Source organism: Pseudomonas sp. GCEP-101 (genome assembly GCF_025133575.1).
Classification (GTDB): Bacteria; Pseudomonadota; Gammaproteobacteria; order Pseudomonadales; family Pseudomonadaceae; genus Pseudomonas; species Pseudomonas nitroreducens_B.
The window spans coordinates 5,804,273-5,819,905 of sequence record NZ_CP104011.1; the positions used below are offsets into that span (position 1 = coordinate 5,804,273).

Annotated in this window: 10 protein-coding genes; 6 read left to right on the forward strand and 4 right to left on the reverse strand. The window is 65.8% G+C overall.

Annotation, left to right across the window (positions count from 1 at the left end):
- Positions 1–29 precede the first annotated feature (29 nt).
- The 3 genes from zipA to N0B71_RS26160 all read right to left on the reverse strand — a co-directional run bounded on the left by zipA (position 30) and on the right by N0B71_RS26160 (position 5,398).
- On the reverse strand, positions 30–926 hold the full coding sequence (gene zipA, locus N0B71_RS26150) for a cell division protein ZipA (protein ID WP_259755901.1): 897 nt from the start codon (positions 924–926) through the stop codon (positions 30–32).
- Positions 927–1,228: 302 nt separating this feature from the next.
- Positions 1,229–4,717 carry a chromosome segregation protein SMC gene (gene smc, locus N0B71_RS26155; RefSeq protein ID WP_259755902.1) on the reverse strand — a complete coding sequence of 1,163 codons (3,489 nt, stop codon included), beginning with the start codon at positions 4,715–4,717 and terminating at the stop codon, positions 1,229–1,231.
- 21 nt (positions 4,718–4,738) lie between these two features.
- Positions 4,739–5,398, reverse strand: a complete 660-nt coding sequence (locus N0B71_RS26160; RefSeq protein ID WP_259755904.1) for a GntR family transcriptional regulator — start codon at positions 5,396–5,398, stop codon at positions 4,739–4,741.
- A gap of 183 nt (positions 5,399–5,581) precedes the next feature.
- Here N0B71_RS26160 and N0B71_RS26165 point away from each other — a divergent pair, with 183 nt between their 5' ends.
- From N0B71_RS26165 to guaD, 5 genes are all read left to right on the forward strand, one after another.
- Complete coding sequence (locus tag N0B71_RS26165; protein ID WP_259755905.1) at positions 5,582–6,718, forward strand: alkane 1-monooxygenase; 1,137 nt, start codon at positions 5,582–5,584, stop codon at positions 6,716–6,718.
- A 636-nt stretch (positions 6,719–7,354) separates the two neighbouring features.
- On the forward strand, positions 7,355–8,818 hold the full coding sequence (xdhA, locus tag N0B71_RS26170; protein WP_259755907.1) for a xanthine dehydrogenase small subunit: 1,464 nt from the start codon (positions 7,355–7,357) through the stop codon (positions 8,816–8,818).
- Positions 8,811–11,201, forward strand: coding sequence for a xanthine dehydrogenase molybdopterin binding subunit (gene xdhB, locus N0B71_RS26175; RefSeq protein ID WP_259755908.1), 2,391 nt, complete (start codon positions 8,811–8,813; stop codon positions 11,199–11,201). Before xdhA ends, xdhB begins: the two co-directional genes overlap by 8 nt.
- 192 nt (positions 11,202–11,393) lie before the next feature.
- Entirely contained in the window at positions 11,394–12,245 is an 852-nt protein-coding gene (xdhC, locus tag N0B71_RS26180) for a xanthine dehydrogenase accessory protein XdhC (protein ID WP_259755909.1), read from the forward strand.
- A gap of 148 nt (positions 12,246–12,393) precedes the next feature.
- Positions 12,394–13,698 carry a guanine deaminase gene (guaD, locus tag N0B71_RS26185; protein WP_259755910.1) on the forward strand — a complete coding sequence of 435 codons (1,305 nt, stop codon included), beginning with the start codon at positions 12,394–12,396 and terminating at the stop codon, positions 13,696–13,698.
- A gap of 329 nt (positions 13,699–14,027) precedes the next feature.
- On the opposite strand, the gene N0B71_RS26190 is transcribed toward guaD, so the two are convergent.
- Complete coding sequence (locus N0B71_RS26190; RefSeq protein ID WP_259755912.1) at positions 14,028–14,450, reverse strand: universal stress protein; 423 nt, start codon at positions 14,448–14,450, stop codon at positions 14,028–14,030.
- 165 nt (positions 14,451–14,615) lie between these two features.
- On the opposite strand from N0B71_RS26190, the gene N0B71_RS26195 reads away from it, so the two are divergent.
- On the forward strand, positions 14,616–15,539 hold the full coding sequence (locus N0B71_RS26195) for a LysR family transcriptional regulator (protein ID WP_259755914.1): 924 nt from the start codon (positions 14,616–14,618) through the stop codon (positions 15,537–15,539).
- The last annotated feature ends 94 nt before the right edge of the window (positions 15,540–15,633 follow it).

The window sequence follows — 15,633 nt, forward strand, 5'->3', positions numbered from 1 at the left end:
TGGGGCTTTTTGTGCAGCGTGCGGAAAGCTTAGCGCTTCTGGGTCAGGGCGCGTCGCTCGAAGTCGATGATGCGCTGGCGGTAATGCTCGATGGTCTGGGCGGTCATCACGCTGCGCTGCTCGTCCTTCAGCTCGCCATTGAGCTCCTGGGCCAGCTTGCGCGCGGCGGCGATCATCACGTCGAACGCCTGCTTGGGATGGCGCGGGCCCGGCAGGCCGAGGAAGAAGCTCACGGCGCGGGTGCTGAACTGGTCGATGTTGTCCAGATCGAAGGTGCCCGGCTTGACCGCGTTGGCCATGGAGAACAGCACTTCGCCGTTGCCGGCCATGCTCTCGTGGCGGTGGAAGATGTCCATCTCGCCGTAGCGCAGGCCGCTTTCGAGGATGTTCTGCAGCAGCGCCGGGCCCTTGAAGCCGGTTTCGTCGCGGCTGATGACGTTGATGATCAGCACTTCCTCGACCGGTGCCTGAGGCGCGGACGAGGTCGCAGCGGCCGCCGCGGGAGCGGCACGCTCCTTGTCCTTCTTGCGGTCCTTCCTGGGCTTTTCCTTTTCCTGCGCGGACTCGTCCAGCGGGTTGGGGAAATCCTCTTCGTCCAGCGGGCCGAGCAGGTTCGGGGCCGGGTCGTCCAGGTTCAGGTCGCCCTGGCGCGGTTCGCCACGGCGCTTGCCGCGCGATTCCTTGGCGCTGACCTTGGGCAGGTCTTCCTCGTCCAGTGCCGGTTCGCGGTGCTCGACCACCCGGGAAGGCCCGAGCAGTTCCGGATTGCTGTCATCCCCGTCATCGGGCTGGTTGGCAAACTGGCGATCCAGCTTGAACCGCAACTTGCCCTTGCCGCCCCGCATACGACGCCAGCCGTCGAACAGAATGCCGGCGATGACGATAAGCCCAATGACGATCAGCCATTCGCGCAGACCGATATCCATCTAATCCCGTAGCCCCTGAACAAAAAATGATGATGATGAAAAAAAGGACATCCTATCCCTTGAAAACGTGGAGCCAACTTCATGTTCTGACTGATGTTTTCCACGCGATACAAAAGTGGGCGTTAAGCTAACACGCTCTCACATAACTTTACACTGCCTGAAGCCATACTCCGCCGCGCACTTTGCAACTTTTCATAGCCGTCGCCACTTGCGCTTGCCAAATATAGCCTACCCCAATCAAATCAAGGCCTTAGGCTGAAAAAAAAGCACCTGGCCAGCATCCTTCGAGTTGACCTGCGCGATCACGCTTCGGCCAACGCAACAGCCTCTTCCACATCCACCGCCACCAGGCGCGAACAACCCGGTTCATGCATGGTCACGCCCATCAATTGATCGGCCATCTCCATGGCGATCTTGTTGTGGGTGATATAGATGAACTGCACTTTCTCGGACATTTCCTTCACCAGTCGTGCATAGCGGCCGACGTTGGCATCGTCCAGCGGCGCATCGACTTCATCGAGCATGCAGAACGGTGCCGGGTTCAGCTGGAAGATCGCAAACACCAGCGCCAGAGCGGTCAGGGCCTTCTCGCCACCGGACAGAAGATGGATGGTGCTGTTCTTCTTGCCGGGCGGCCGCGCCATGATCGCCACCCCGGTATCGAGTAGATCCTCGCCGGTAAGTTCCAGATAGGCGTGACCGCCGCCGAAAACCTTGGGGAACAATGCCTGAAGGCCAGCATTGATCTGGTCGAAGGTTTCCTTGAAGCGGTTGCGGGTTTCCTTGTCGATCTTGCGGATGACGTTTTCCAGGGTCTCCAGCGCCTCCACCAGGTCGTCGTTCTGGTCGTCCAGGTAGCGCTTGCGCTCCGATTGCTGCTGGTATTCCTCGATCGCCGCGAGGTTGATCGGACCCAGGCGGCCGATGCGCGCGGCCAGTTCTTCCAGGCGCGTTTCCCAGACCCTTTCGGCGGCGTCGTGGGGCAGCGTGGCGAGCACCCCGTGCAGGTCGTAGCCGTCCTCGTGGAGCTGCTCCTGCAGCGATTTGCGGCGCACGCTCAGCGCCTGCCATTCCATGCGCTGCTGTTCCAGCTGACCACGCAGCAATTGCGACTGCTGCTCGGCCTGGGTGCGGCGCTTCTCGGCATCGCGCAGCTGGCGGTCGGCGTCTTCAAGGGCCAGGCGCGCGTGCTTGAGTTCGTCCTCGACGGCCATGCGCCGGTCGAGCAACTCCTCCAGGCGCATGCGCAGCTCTTCCAGCGGCGCGGCGCCCTCCTCCAGGTTGAGGTTGAGCTGCTCGCAACGCTCGACCAGGCGCACCGCCTGGCTGTCCAGGCGCTCCAGGGCCTGGCGGGTGGATTCGTGCTGGGCGCGCAGCGAGCCGACGCGCACGGCCAGCTGGTGGGCGTGGTCCTTGTGCTGGCGGGACTCCTGGCGGATGCGGTCGAGCCGCTCGCGCATGCCGTCGCGCTCGGCCAGCAACGCCTCACGACGCTCGGTGTCCACCGCCATGGCGTCCAGCGCTTCCTGCAGGCTCAGACGGGCTTCGCCCAGCTGTTCCTGCTCGATGGCGTGCTGCTCGGCCAGTTCGGCCAGTTCTTCGTCCAGACGGCGGCGGCGCAGGGTCAGCTGCTCGACCTTGGCCTGCTGCGCGGACAACTGCGCCTTCAGCTCGCCCTGGCGGCGGCCTTCGTCCTGCAGACGGCGGCGCACCTGGTCGCGGCCTTCTTCGGCCTGGCGCTGCTCATCGCGCAGGCGCACCAGTCGTTCGTCGATTTCAGCCAGGCGCTGCTCCAGCGTCTCGCGCTCGGCATACAGGCGCTCCAGCTCCTGGCCGCGCGCCAGCACGCCAACATCGGCGGATTCACCGCGGCGCACGCGCAGGTAGTGGCGGCCGACCCAGTAGCCGTCGCGACTGATCAGGCTTTCGCCATCCCCCAGCGAAGCACGCTGGGCCAGCGCCTGCTCCAGGCTTTCCACCGGCCGCACGCGACCCAGCCATTCGTTCAGGTCGACATTCGTCTCGACCTTGTCCAGCAGGCTGCCAGGGCGGGAAACGGCGCCGGCGGCCAGATCGAGCAGGCGCAGCTCGCCCTTCTCCAGCGCATCGAACGGCAAGCCCTTCATATCATCCAGCAGCACGCCGTGCAGGTCGGCGCCGAGCACGGTTTCCACCGCCAGCTCCCAGCCCGGCTGCACGCGCAGGCCTTCGGCAAGACGCGGACGTTGCTCCAGGCCCTGCTGGCGCAGCCATTGCGCGGTGCCATCGCCCGGGTCGAGCGCCGCCTGCTGCAGCGCCTCCAGCGAGGCGATGCGCCCGTTCAGGCGTTGCAACTCGCCCTGCGCCTGGTGCTGCGCGGCGGTGCTTTCCTGCAGGGACTGGCGCACCTGCTCCAGGCGCTCGGCCAACTCCTGCTCCTGGATCTGCGACTCTTCCAGCAGCAGTTCGATGGCCGCCACCTGCTCGCCCAGTTCGAGGATCGCGGCGTCTTCCGGATCGGCGGCCAGTTGCGCGCGCTCGTCGTTCAGGCGGCGCTGACGTTCGGCCTGGCGCTCCAGGCTCTGCTCCAGGTGCTGGATGCGCGACTGCTGCACTTCCGCCTCGCGGCGCGGCTCGGCGCTCTGCTGGTTGAAGGCGTCCCAGCGCTGCTGCCAGTCGTGCATGCGCTGCTCGGCTTCTTCCAGACCGGCGCTGGCCTCTTCGGCGGCGGCGGCGCTGATTTCCTGCTCCGGGGCCAGGCGCTCCAGTTCCTCGCCCAGCGTGGCCAGCAGAGTGCGGTCGTGGCCCAGGTGGGATTCGGTTTCCTGGCGGGATTTCTCCGCCTCGCGCAGGTCGTCCTGCAACTGGCGCAGGCGTTGCTGGCCGTGCTGGATGCTCTGCTCGACGCGGGCGATGTCGCCGCCCACGGAATAGAAGCGGCCCTGCACCTGGTTGAAGGTTTCCGAGAGCTCATGGTGGCCGTCACGCAGGCGCTCGATGCTGGCGTCGGCGCTGCGCTGCTCGGCCACCAGGGCCTCGAAGGCAACTTCCTGGTCGCCGATGACCTTTTCCTTCTGCCCGACCTGCTCGTTCAGGTCGCGCCAGCGCAAGGCGCCGAGCTGGGCCTTGAGGGTGCGTTCCTCGGCCTTGAACTCCTGGTACTTCTCCGCGGACTGGGCCTGGCGGTGCAGGCGTTCCAGCTGGCGTTCCAGCTCTTCGCGCAGGTCGGTCAGGCGCGCCAGGTTTTCCTGAGTGCGGCGGATGCGGTTCTCGGTCTCGCGGCGGCGCTCCTTGTACTTGGAAATGCCGGCGGCTTCCTCGATGAAGTTGCGCAGGTCCTCCGGCTTGGCCTCGATCAGCTTGGAGATCATGCCCTGTTCGATGATCGAGTAGCTGCGCGGCCCCAGGCCGGTGCCGAGGAAGATGTCGGTGATATCACGGCGCCGGCACTTGGTGCCGTTGAGGAAGTAGGTGTTCTGGCCGTCGCGGGTCACGCGGCGGCGGATGGAAATCTCGGCGTAGCTGGCGTATTCGCCCAGCAGAGTCTGGTCGGAGTTGTCGAACACCAGCTCGATGGACGCCTGGGTCACCGGCTTGCGCGTGTTGGAGCCGTTGAAGATGACGTCGGTCATCGACTCGCCACGGAGGTTCTTCGCCGAACTCTCGCCCATCACCCAGCGAACGGCGTCGATGATGTTGGACTTTCCGCAACCATTGGGGCCGACCACGGCCGCCATGTTGCTCGGGAAATTGACCGTCGTCGGGTCGACGAAGGACTTGAAGCCCGCCAGCTTGATGCACTTGAGCCGCATGCGCCCTCTTCCCCCTTCTTCTTATCGTTCAGCCAGCGCGGCCAGGACCAGTTGGCTGTTGTGCCGACCGTAGTCGAGCAGGACCGCGCGGATGCCCGCCTCGTCCCGGGTCACCACCGCGCGCAACAGGCTTTCGAAGCTGCCGATGAACTGGCTCATCTCGCCTTTGCGACGCTCCAGGGCCAGATGATAGGTGCGACTGATCGCCGGCAGGAGATTTTCCACGGTTTCCTGCAGGTAGGGGTTGGCGGCGAACGGGAAGGCGGCGCGCATGATGTCGAAGCTGGATTCGACGAACGCGTTGATGTCGCCGCGTTCGAGGTTGTCCAGCAGGCGCTGCTGGATCGCCATGAAGGGCGCCAGGTCAGCCTCTTCGCGCCAGGTCCGCGCCACGGCGCTGGCGAGCATGATGTACAGCTCCATCACCAGCGAGTAGAGGCTTTCGACATGGGCGGCGGACAGTTCGGACACCTGCGCGCCCCGGCGCGGCAGGATGACGACCAGGTGACGGCGTTCGAGGATCAGCAGCGCTTCGCGGACCGAGCCGCGGCTGACGTTGAGGGTCTGGGTGACCTTCTGTTCCTGGATGCGCTCGCGCTCCTTGAGTTCGCCCCGGATGATGCGTTCGGCAAGGTGGTGCGCGATCTGCTCAGCCAGGCTGTCCGGGGCCTTGAACGTCATGGTTGTCCTTAAGAATCGGGGCGCTTTCGAGGGGGTGTTGCGGACGCCAAGTGTAACACAGGGTGTTACCGCGCCATCTCCTGCCTGGGGCGGACGACTGAACAAAGGTTGGTGCGTCCACTACCCGGATCAGGCGCAGGATTGTCTGACAATCCTACACAAGAGACGTCTCGGGAGTCGTCCATGTTCGCCTTGTTCCTTTCCCCTGCCTGGATGTTGCGTCTCAAGAAAGCCGGCTACTGGATCTGGCTGGTTCCCGTCTTTGGCATTCCGGTCAGCTACTGGTGGTCCTACGGCAGCGACCATCCCAACGCCTGGGCCTGGCTGGTGATCAGCGTGGTGTTCGGCGTCATCCCGCTGCTGGACTTCGTGGTCGGCCGCGACCCCGCCAACCCGGACGAGGTGACGGAAGTGGCGCCCATGGAGCGCGAAGGCTACTACCGCTTCCTCAGCCTGCTGACCGTGCCGCTGCTGCTGGGCATGCTGGTCTACGGCGGCTGGGTGCTGGCCACCTATGACGCCTGGAACTGGGTCGGCCAGCTGGGCTGGATCCTCTCGGTCGGCACGGTGATGGGCGCCATCGGCATCACCGTCTCCCACGAGCTGATCCACAAGGACCCGCAACTGGAGCAGAACGCCGGCGGCCTGCTGCTGGCGGCGGTGTGCTACGCGGGCTTCAAGGTCGAGCACGTGCGCGGCCACCATGTGCATGTGTCCACGCCCGAAGACGCCTCCTCCTCGCGCTACGGCCAGAGCCTGTACGCCTTCCTGCCCCACGCCTACAAGCACAACTTCCTCAATGCCTGGAAGCTGGAGAGCGAGCGCCTCAAGCGCAAGGGCCTGCCGGCGCTGCACTGGCGCAACGAGCTGATCTGGTGGTATGCGATCAGCGCGCTGTTCCTGGTCGGTTTCACGGTTGCCTTCGGCTGGATCGGCGCGCTGTATTTCATCGGCCAGTCGGTGATGGCCTTCACCCTGCTGGAGATCGTCAACTACGTCGAGCATTACGGCCTGCACCGCCGCCGCCTGGACACCGGGCGCTACGAGCGGACCACCCACGAGCATTCCTGGAACAGCAACTTCCTGCTGACCAACCTGTTCCTGTTCCACCTGCAGCGCCATTCCGACCACCACGCCAACGCCAGGCGCCGCTACCAGGTGCTGCGCCACTTCGACGAGAGCCCGCAGCTGCCCAACGGCTATGCCGGGATGATCGTCCTCGCGCTGTTCCCGCCGCTCTGGCGCGCGGTGATGGACCGCCGGGTGCGCGCCTACTATGCCGGCGAGGAGTACCAGCTGAGCGCCACCCAGCGGGCCTGATCGACGAGTTCCACGCCTTGGCGGCAAGCCCTACCCCGGCTTGCCGCCTTTTTTCTTTTGGCTTTGGGCTTTGGGCTTTGGGCTTTTGGCTTTTGGCTTTTGGCTTTTGGCTTTTGGCTTTTGGTAGGAGCGAGCTTGCTCGCGAAGCTCTTCTACCCGGGACCACCCTCACCCCAACCCTCTCCCAAAGGGAGAGGGGGCGCATCGGCATGCCCGACTAGCGCCGTGCCCACCGGCAGCCACGGTTGTTCGCGAGCAAGCTCGCTCCTACAAAAGCGCGCCGTTGCTGGACGTTGGGCGCATAACCCGGAACGGGTTGTGCGCCCAACGCCTCTGCTCTTCGTAGGATGGTGTGGAGCGCAGCGATACCCATCACGCCTCGCCCGGTCACAGCATGGGTATCGCCTAGGCTCCACCCATCCTACGGCCCGTTCCTAACGCCCTCTGTTAGGAGCGGGCCATGCCCTCGATCGCGCGCATGGGCCGCTCCTGCACAAAACCCAACCACGCCACTCATCACCGGCCGAAGAAATTTCTGACCATTGGGACAGAAATTTTATTGACTCAAAAGTCAGCTTTCCATAGATTCGCCATCCAGTGCCCTACCAAAAACAAGAACCAGCCTGGAGGCAAGCCTTGATCAGGTTCCTGCTCAATCGCGAGCTGCGTGTCGAAGACCGCCTCGATCCCAATCTCACCGTGCTCAATTACCTGCGCCAGCACCTGGGCAAGACCGGCACCAAGGAGGGTTGCGCCTCCGGTGACTGCGGCGCCTGCACGGTGGTCGTCGGTGAACTGGTCGGCGAAGAAGGCGCCGAGCGCATCCGCTACCGCACCCTCAACGCCTGCCTGACCTTCGTCTCCTCGCTGCACGGCAAGCAGCTGATCAGCGTCGATGACCTGAAGCACCGCGGCGAACTCCACGGCGTGCAGCAGGCCATGGTCGACTGCCACGGCTCGCAGTGCGGTTTCTGCACGCCCGGCTTCGTCATGTCGCTGTTCGCCCTGCAGAAGAACAGCGCAGGCGAAACCGCCGCAGCGCGCAAGGCCGAGGCCCATGAAGCGCTGGCCGGCAATCTGTGCCGCTGCACCGGCTACCGCCCGATCCTCGACGCCGCCGAGCAATCCTGCTGCCAGAAGCAGCCGGACCAGTTCGACATCGCCCAGCCCGAGATCATCGCCCAGCTCAAGGCCATCGCCCCGCGCGAAACCGCCGAGCTCAACAGTGGCGACAAGCGCTGCCTGCTGCCGCTGACCATCGCCGACCTGGCGGACCTCTACACCGCCAACCCGCAGGCGCGCCTGCTGGCCGGCGGTACCGACCTTGCGCTGGAAGTCACCCAGTTCCACCGCGAGCTGCCGGTGATGATCTACGTCGGCCACGTCGAGGCCATGAAGCGCGTCGAGGTCTTCGACGACCGCATCGAGATCGGCGCGGCCACGCCGCTGACCGACTGCTACGAAACCCTGGCCCGCGACTACCCGGACTTCGGCGAACTGCTGCACCGCTTCGCCTCACTGCAGATCCGCAACCAGGGCACCCTGGGCGGCAACATCGGCAACGCCTCCCCCATCGGCGACTCGCCGCCGCTGCTGATCGCCCTCGGCGCGCGCCTGGTGCTGCGCAAGGGCAACGAGCGCCGCGAACTGCCCATCGACGAGTACTTCATCGACTACAAGGTCACCGCGCGCCAGGAAGGCGAATTCATCGAGCAGGTCATCATCCCGCGCCCGCAGGCCAACCAGGCGTTCCGCGCCTACAAGGTCTCCAAGCGCCTGGACGACGACATCTCCGCCGTCTGCGCCGCCTTCAGCCTGACGGTCGACAACTGCAAAATCACCGCCGTGCGCACCGGCTTCGGCGGCATGGCCGCCATCCCGAAACGCGCCAAGGCCTGCGAAGCCGCGCTGCTGGGCCAGACCTTCAACAGCGCCACCTTCGAACGCGCCGCACTGGCACTGAGCGAGGACTTCGCCCCGCTCACCGACTTCCGTGCGAGCAAGGAATACCGCCTGCTCACCGCGCAGAACCTGCTGCGCAAGTGCTTCCTGGAACTGGAAGCCCCTCAGGCCGTGACCCGGGTGACCCACTATGCATAAGCCCCAGAAAAGCCAGGAAGAACTCGCCGCCCTGTTCCGCGCCGACCTCACCACCGGCGTCGGCCGCAGCGTCAAGCACGAGAGCGCGCCCAAGCACGTCAGCGGCGAGGCGATCTACATCGATGACCGCCTGGAGTTCCCCAACCAGCTGCACGTCTACGCCCGCATGAGCGACCGCGCCCACGCGCGCATCACCCGGCTGGACGTCAGCCCCTGCTACCAGTTCCCCGGCGTCGCCATCGCCATCACCAAGGGTGACGTCCCCGGCCAGCTGGACATCGGCCCGGTGGTCGCCGGCGACCCGCTGCTGGCCGATGGCAAGGTCGAGTACGTCGGCCAGATGGTCATCGCGGTGGCCGCCGACAGCCTGGAAACCGCGCGCAAGGCCGCCATGGCCGCGATCATCGAGTACGAGGACCTGGAGCCGGTGCTCGACGTGGTCGAGGCGCTGCGCAAGAAGCATTTCGTGCTCGACAGCCACCAGCACAAGATCGGCGACTCGCAAGGCATGCTCGCGACCGCGCCGAACCGTATCCAGGGCACGCTGCACATCGGCGGCCAGGAGCACTTCTACCTGGAGACGCAGATCTCCTCGGTGATGCCCACCGAAGACGGCGGCGTGATCGTCTACACCTCGACGCAGAACCCCACCGAGGTGCAGAAGCTCGTCGCCGAAGTGCTGGGCATCTCCTTCAACAAGGTGGTCATCGACATGCGCCGCATGGGCGGCGGTTTCGGCGGCAAGGAAACCCAGGCGGCCGCGCCGGCCTGCCTGTGCGCGGTGATCGCGCGCCTTACCGGCCGGCCGGCGAAGATGCGCCTGCCGCGCGTCGAAGACATGCAGATGACCGGCAAACGCCATCCCTTCTACGTCGAATACGACGTGGGCTTCGACGACGACGGCCTGCTGCACGGCATCCACATCGACCTGGCCGGCAACTGCGGCTACTCGCCGGACCTCTCCGGCTCCATCGTCGACCGAGCGATGTTCCACTCCGACAACGCCTACTTCCTCGGCAACGCCACGGTGAACGGTCACCGCTGCAAGACCAACACCGCCTCGAACACCGCCTACCGCGGCTTCGGCGGCCCGCAGGGCATGGTCGCCATCGAGGAGATCATGGACGCGGTCGCGCGCCACCTGGGCAAGGACCCGCTGGAGGTGCGCAAGCGCAACTACTACGGCAAGGACGAGCGCAACGTCACCCACTACTACCAGCAGGTGGAGCACAACCTGCTGCAGGAGATGACCGAGGAACTGGAAGCCAGCGCCGAATACGCCAAGCGCCGCGCCGAGATCCGCGCGTTCAACGCCAGCAGCCCGGTGCTGAAGAAAGGCCTGGCGCTGACCCCGGTGAAATTCGGCATCAGCTTCACCGCCACCTTCTTGAACCAGGCCGGCGCGCTGATTCACATCTACACCGACGGCAGCATCCACCTGAACCACGGCGGCACCGAGATGGGCCAGGGCCTGAACACCAAGGTCGCACAGGTGGTGGCCGAGGTCTTCCAGGTCGACATCGACCGCGTGCAGATCACCGCGACCAACACCGACAAGGTGCCCAACACCTCGCCGACTGCCGCCTCGAGTGGCGCCGACCTGAACGGCAAGGCCGCGCAGAACGCCGCCGAAACCCTCAAGCAGCGTCTGGTGGAATTCGCTGCCAGGCACTGGAAGGTGACCGAGGAAGACGTCGAGTTCCGCAACAACCAGGTGCGCGTGCGCGATCTGATCGTGCCCTTCGAGGAACTGGTGCAGCAGGCCTATTTCGGCCAGGTGTCGCTCTCCTCCACCGGCTTCTACCGCACGCCGAAGATCTACTACGACCGCAGCCAGGCCCGCGGCCGGCCGTTCTACTACTTCGCCTATGGCGTGTCCTGCTCGGAAGTGATCGTCGACACCCTCACCGGCGAGTACAGGATGCTGCGCAGCGACATCCTCCACGACGTCGGCGCCTCGCTGAACCCGGCCATCGACATCGGCCAGGTGGAAGGCGGCTTCGTCCAGGGCATGGGCTGGCTGACCATGGAAGAGCTGGTCTGGAACGCCAAGGGCAAGCTGATGACCAACGGCCCGGCAAGCTACAAGATCCCGGCCATCGCCGACATGCCCCTCGACCTGCGGGTGAAGCTGGTGGAGAACCGCAAGAACCCGGAGCAGACGGTGTTCCACTCCAAGGCCGTCGGCGAGCCGCCGTTCATGCTGGGCATCTCGGTGTTCTGCGCGATCAAGGACGCCGTGGCGAGCCTGGCCGACTACCGCGCCCAGCCGCAGATCGACGCCCCGGCCACCCCGGAGCGCGTACTCTGGGGCGTGGAGCAGATGCGCAAGCTGAAGGCCGCCCAGGCAGAGAAGGCACCGGCTCAGGTCGAGCCGGCGTGATGTAACCATGGGGTGCCGCCGGCACGGGAAGACGTCCCCAATCCCGTCCTCCCCCGGGCCAGCGGCGCCCCACCCTAACTCCCAACTGTAGGAGCGAGCTTGCTCGCGAACCGCCCAGCCACAGAGCTGCCGGGAAACTCGTTCGCGAGCAAGCTCGCTCCTACGAAGAGCTCCACCCCAGAGGTTGAAGCCATGAACTGGATCAGTGCCCTCGCCGACCTGCAACAGCGCGCCGAAGCCAGCGTGCTGGTGACCATCATCGAAGAACGCGGCTCGACCCCGCGCAATGCCGGCTCGAAGATGGTGATCAGCGCGGACAAGACGTACGACACCATCGGCGGCGGCCACCTCGAATTCAAGGCCATGGCCATCGCCCGCGAGATGCTGCAGAACCGTGAGCGCGAACCCAAGCTGGAGCGCTTCAGCCTCGGCGCCAGCCTGGGCCAGTGCTGCGGTGGCGCCACCGTGCTGCTGTTCGAGCCCATGGGCCAGCCCCAGGCGCACATCGCCGTGTTCGGCGCCGGCCACGTCGGCCGCGCCCTGGTGCCGCTGCTCGCCAGCCTGCCGTGCAAGGTGCGCTGGATCGACTCGCGGGAAGCCGAATTCCCCGGCTACATCCCCGAGGGCGTGACCCGCGTGATCAACGAGGACGTCATCGACGAGATCGACGAGATGCCCGCCGGCAGCTACTTCATCGTCATGACCCACAACCACGCGCTGGACCTGGAGCTGACCGCGAAAATCCTGGCGCGCAACGACTTCGCCTACTTCGGCCTGATCGGCTCGGACACCAAGCGCGCCAAGTTCGAACACCGCCTGCGCGACCGTGGCTTCGCCGCCGACACCGTGCAGCGCATGCGCTGCCCCATGGGCATCAGCGAGGTGAAGGGCAAGCTGCCGGTGGAGATCGCCGTGTCCATCGCCGGCGAGGTGATCGCCACCTACAACGCCACCTTCGGTCAGCAGGCCAGCCAGGGCGAGAACACCGTGGCCAGACTGTTACCCACGAGCCGCCGCGCACGCACGGCCGATGGCGGCACCTGATTTCCAACGTGTCTGGCCTTGTGATGGGTATCGCTTCGCTCCACCCATCCTACGGAACCATGACCTGTTTTTGTAGGATGGGTGGAGCGCCAGCGATACCCATCGAATAGCGTCCGAAGACGCGCTAATTCCGATTTGCGAGACATTGATGAGCACTCAAGCCAAAGCCTACCGCGCCAGCATCCTGCACAGCGTCGCCGACCCCGCCGAAGTCGGCGTGGAGAAGTCCTACCAGTACTTCGAGGACGGCATCCTGCTGGTGGAAGACGGCAAGGTCGCCCGCCTCGGCCACGCTGCCGACCTGCTGCCGCACCTGGGCGGCGTGGACGTGGTGGAGTACCGCGATGCGCTGATCACCCCCGGCTTCATCGACACCCACATCCACTACCCGCAGACCGGCATGATCGCCTCCTACGGCGAGCAGCTGCTGGACTGGCTGAACACCTACACCTTCCCCACCGAGAAGCAGTTCGCTGACCCGGCCCACGCCGCCGACGTCGCCGGCATCTTCCTCAAGGAACTGCTGCGCGCCGGCACCACCACCGCCCTGGTGTTCGGCACCGTGCACCCGCAGTCGGTGGACGCGCTGTTCGGCGCCGCGCAGAAGCTCGACCTGCGCCTGATCGCCGGCAAGGTGATGATGGACCGCAACGCGCCGGACTACCTGACCGACACCGCCGAAAGCAGCTACGCGGACAGCAAGGCGCTGATCGAGCGCTGGCACGGCAAGGGCCGCCTGCTCTACGCGGTGACGCCGCGCTTCGCTCCGACAAGCACCCCGGAACAGCTGGACGCTGCCGGCCGCCTGCTCAAGGAGCACCCGGGCGTGTACCTGCACACGCACCTGTCGGAAAACCTCAAGGAAATCGAGTGGGTCAAGGAGCTGTTCCCGGAGCGCAAGGGCTACCTGGACGTCTACGACCACCACGGCCTGCTCGGCCCGCGCTCGGTGTTCGCCCACGGCGTGCACCTGTGCGACGGCGAGTGCCAGCGCCTGGCGGAGACCGGCTCGGCAGTGGCCTTCTGCCCGACCTCCAACCTGTTCCTGGGCAGCGGCCTGTTCGACCTGGCCAAGCTGGAAAAGCACAAGGTCAAGGTCGGCCTGGGCACCGACGTCGGCGCCGGCACCAGCTTCTCCCAGCTGCAGTCGCTGAACGAGGCCTACAAGGTGATGCAGCTGCAGGGCATCAAGCTCGACCCGTTCAAGTCGCTGTACCTGGCCACCCTCGGCGGCGCCCGCGCGCTGGAGCTGGAGGACAAGGTCGGCAGCTTCGCCCAGGGCAACGAAGCCGACTTCGTGGTCCTCGACTACAAGGCCACCCCGCTGCTGGACTACCGCCTGCAGCAGGCGAAGACACTGGAGGAGAAACTCTTCGCACTGGTCATCCTCGGCGACGACCGCACCGTGAAGGAAACCTTCGCGCACGGCCGCAACGTGCATCGCCGCGGCTGACCCCTTACGGCTCCGGCGCCGGTTCCTCGCTCAGGACCAACCCGGCGCCGGGGCCGCTTTTCTTTCTTGCTTCGCGCGACAACCCCGCGTGAATCCTCCCTTGTAGGACGGGGCCCTGCGCGCGGTCGCGGGCATGGCCCGCTCCTACAGGGAGCTCCACAGCCCCCGACATACGTAGGAGCGGACTCCGTCCGCGATCGGCTCCAGCCAATTGTTGGCGCCGTCCGCGGTTCGCGAGCAAGCTCGCTCCTACAGGCCCGCACCGACGTGCTCTTCGTAGGAGCGAGCTTGCTCGCGAACCGCACGGCCCCCATCCGCAAACAGGCGCCCTACTCCCGCACCTCCACCAGCACCGGGCACGGCGCGCGCTCGATCACCCGCTGCCCCACCGACGGGTCCAGCAACCGCTCGATGCGCCCCAGGTGCCGATGGCCGATCACGATCAGGTCGCACTCCAACCGCTCCGCCTCACGCAGAATGGCCCGCGCCGGATCGCCCGCCACCACCGCGCCCGACGCCTGGCAGGGCTGCAACTGCGCCACGGCGCCATCCACCAGGCCCTGCGCCTCGTGCTGCTCCTGCTCCGCCGGCGGGTACTCCAGCGCATCCTGGCGCGGCATGGCGAAAGCACGGTCCACGGCGCAGACCACGTGCACCTGCGCCCCATTGCAACGTGCCAGCTCGCGGGCGGTCACGATGATGCGGGGCGACTGCGCCGCGCCGTCGATGGCCAGCAGGATCCGTTTGAACATGCGTCTCTCCTTCGTAAAGCGAAATCCGCCGCCATTCTTCGGGCCCGGGCGCGGAGCGTAAAGGCACGCTGGGCGTAATGGACCATTGCATGAAACGCACGCTTGCCCATTCGGCCCTTCGCCAGGGAACATGATCGGCATCGCGCCTACCGTTCTGGAGTCACCATGGCCCTGCCCGATCTCAACCTGCTGGTCGCCCTCAATATCCTGCTGGAAGAAGGCAGCGTGGTCGGCGCCGCCCGCCGCATGCACCTCAGCGCGCCAGCGATGAGCCGCACCCTGTCGCGCATCCGCGAGGCGGTGGGCGACCCGATCATGGTTCGCGCCGGGCGCAACCTGGTGCCCACGCCCCGCGCGCTGCAACTGCGCGAGGAAGTCAGCGACCTGGTGGAGCACGCCACGCGCCTGTTCAACGCCAAGGAAAACCTGCGCATGGACCAGCTCGAACGCTGTTTCGTGCTGCGCTCCAACAACGTGCTGGTCGGCGGCTTCGCGTCGCGCATGCTCGCGGTGATGAAGGACGAGGCGCCACGCTGCAGCCTGCGCATCGCCCCGGAGGCGGACTTCGACGACGAAGCCCTGCGGCAGAACCGCATCGACCTGTACATCGGCGGCGCTTCGACGCTGGAGCCGGAGATCCGCACGCAGACGCTGTTCACCACCAACTTCGTCGGCCTGGCGCGGCGCGACCACCCCATCTTCGACGACGAGATCACCGCCCAGCGCTTTGCCTCCTTCCCGCAGATCAGCGTGTCGCGGCGCGGGAAATCCCGCGGGCCGATCGACGAAGAGCTGGCCAACCTGGGTCTGCAACGGGAGATCCGCCTCACCGCACCGACCTTCCACTCCTCGATCTTCGCCCTGCTGGAATCCGACCTGGTGTTGCCGATCCCCGAGCATTCGCTGTGGCGCCTCGACCGCCTGGGCTTCGCCCTGCGCCAGTTCGATATTCCGCTGCCGCTCAAATCGGTGGTGATCATCCAGGCCTGGCACCCGCGCTTCGACAATGACCCGGCGCACAGCTGGCTGCGGCAGACGGTGAAACGCGTCTGCATCGAGCTGCGCGAGACGTCCGGCTTGCTGAGTTGAGTGCACATTAAGTGCGTTAGACGCACTGATTAGCTGCAATCATTTCAATTTTCACAGCTATAGCCCTTCCCTAGACTCGGTCGCAAATACCCGA

Coding starts and splice junctions, on each gene's coding strand:
- N0B71_RS26190 (WP_259755912.1), bottom strand. CDS start 14,450: ATGTTCAAACGGATCCTGCTGGCCATCGACGGCGCGGCGCAGTCGCCC.
- N0B71_RS26160 (WP_259755904.1), bottom strand. CDS start 5,398: ATGACGTTCAAGGCCCCGGACAGCCTGGCTGAGCAGATCGCGCACCAC.
- xdhB (WP_259755908.1), top strand. CDS start 8,811: ATGCATAAGCCCCAGAAAAGCCAGGAAGAACTCGCCGCCCTGTTCCGC.
- N0B71_RS26165 (WP_259755905.1), top strand. CDS start 5,582: ATGTTCGCCTTGTTCCTTTCCCCTGCCTGGATGTTGCGTCTCAAGAAA.
- smc (WP_259755902.1), bottom strand. CDS start 4,717: ATGCGGCTCAAGTGCATCAAGCTGGCGGGCTTCAAGTCCTTCGTCGAC.
- guaD (WP_259755910.1), top strand. CDS start 12,394: ATGAGCACTCAAGCCAAAGCCTACCGCGCCAGCATCCTGCACAGCGTC.
- xdhC (WP_259755909.1), top strand. CDS start 11,394: ATGAACTGGATCAGTGCCCTCGCCGACCTGCAACAGCGCGCCGAAGCC.
- N0B71_RS26195 (WP_259755914.1), top strand. CDS start 14,616: ATGGCCCTGCCCGATCTCAACCTGCTGGTCGCCCTCAATATCCTGCTG.
- zipA (WP_259755901.1), bottom strand. CDS start 926: ATGGATATCGGTCTGCGCGAATGGCTGATCGTCATTGGGCTTATCGTC.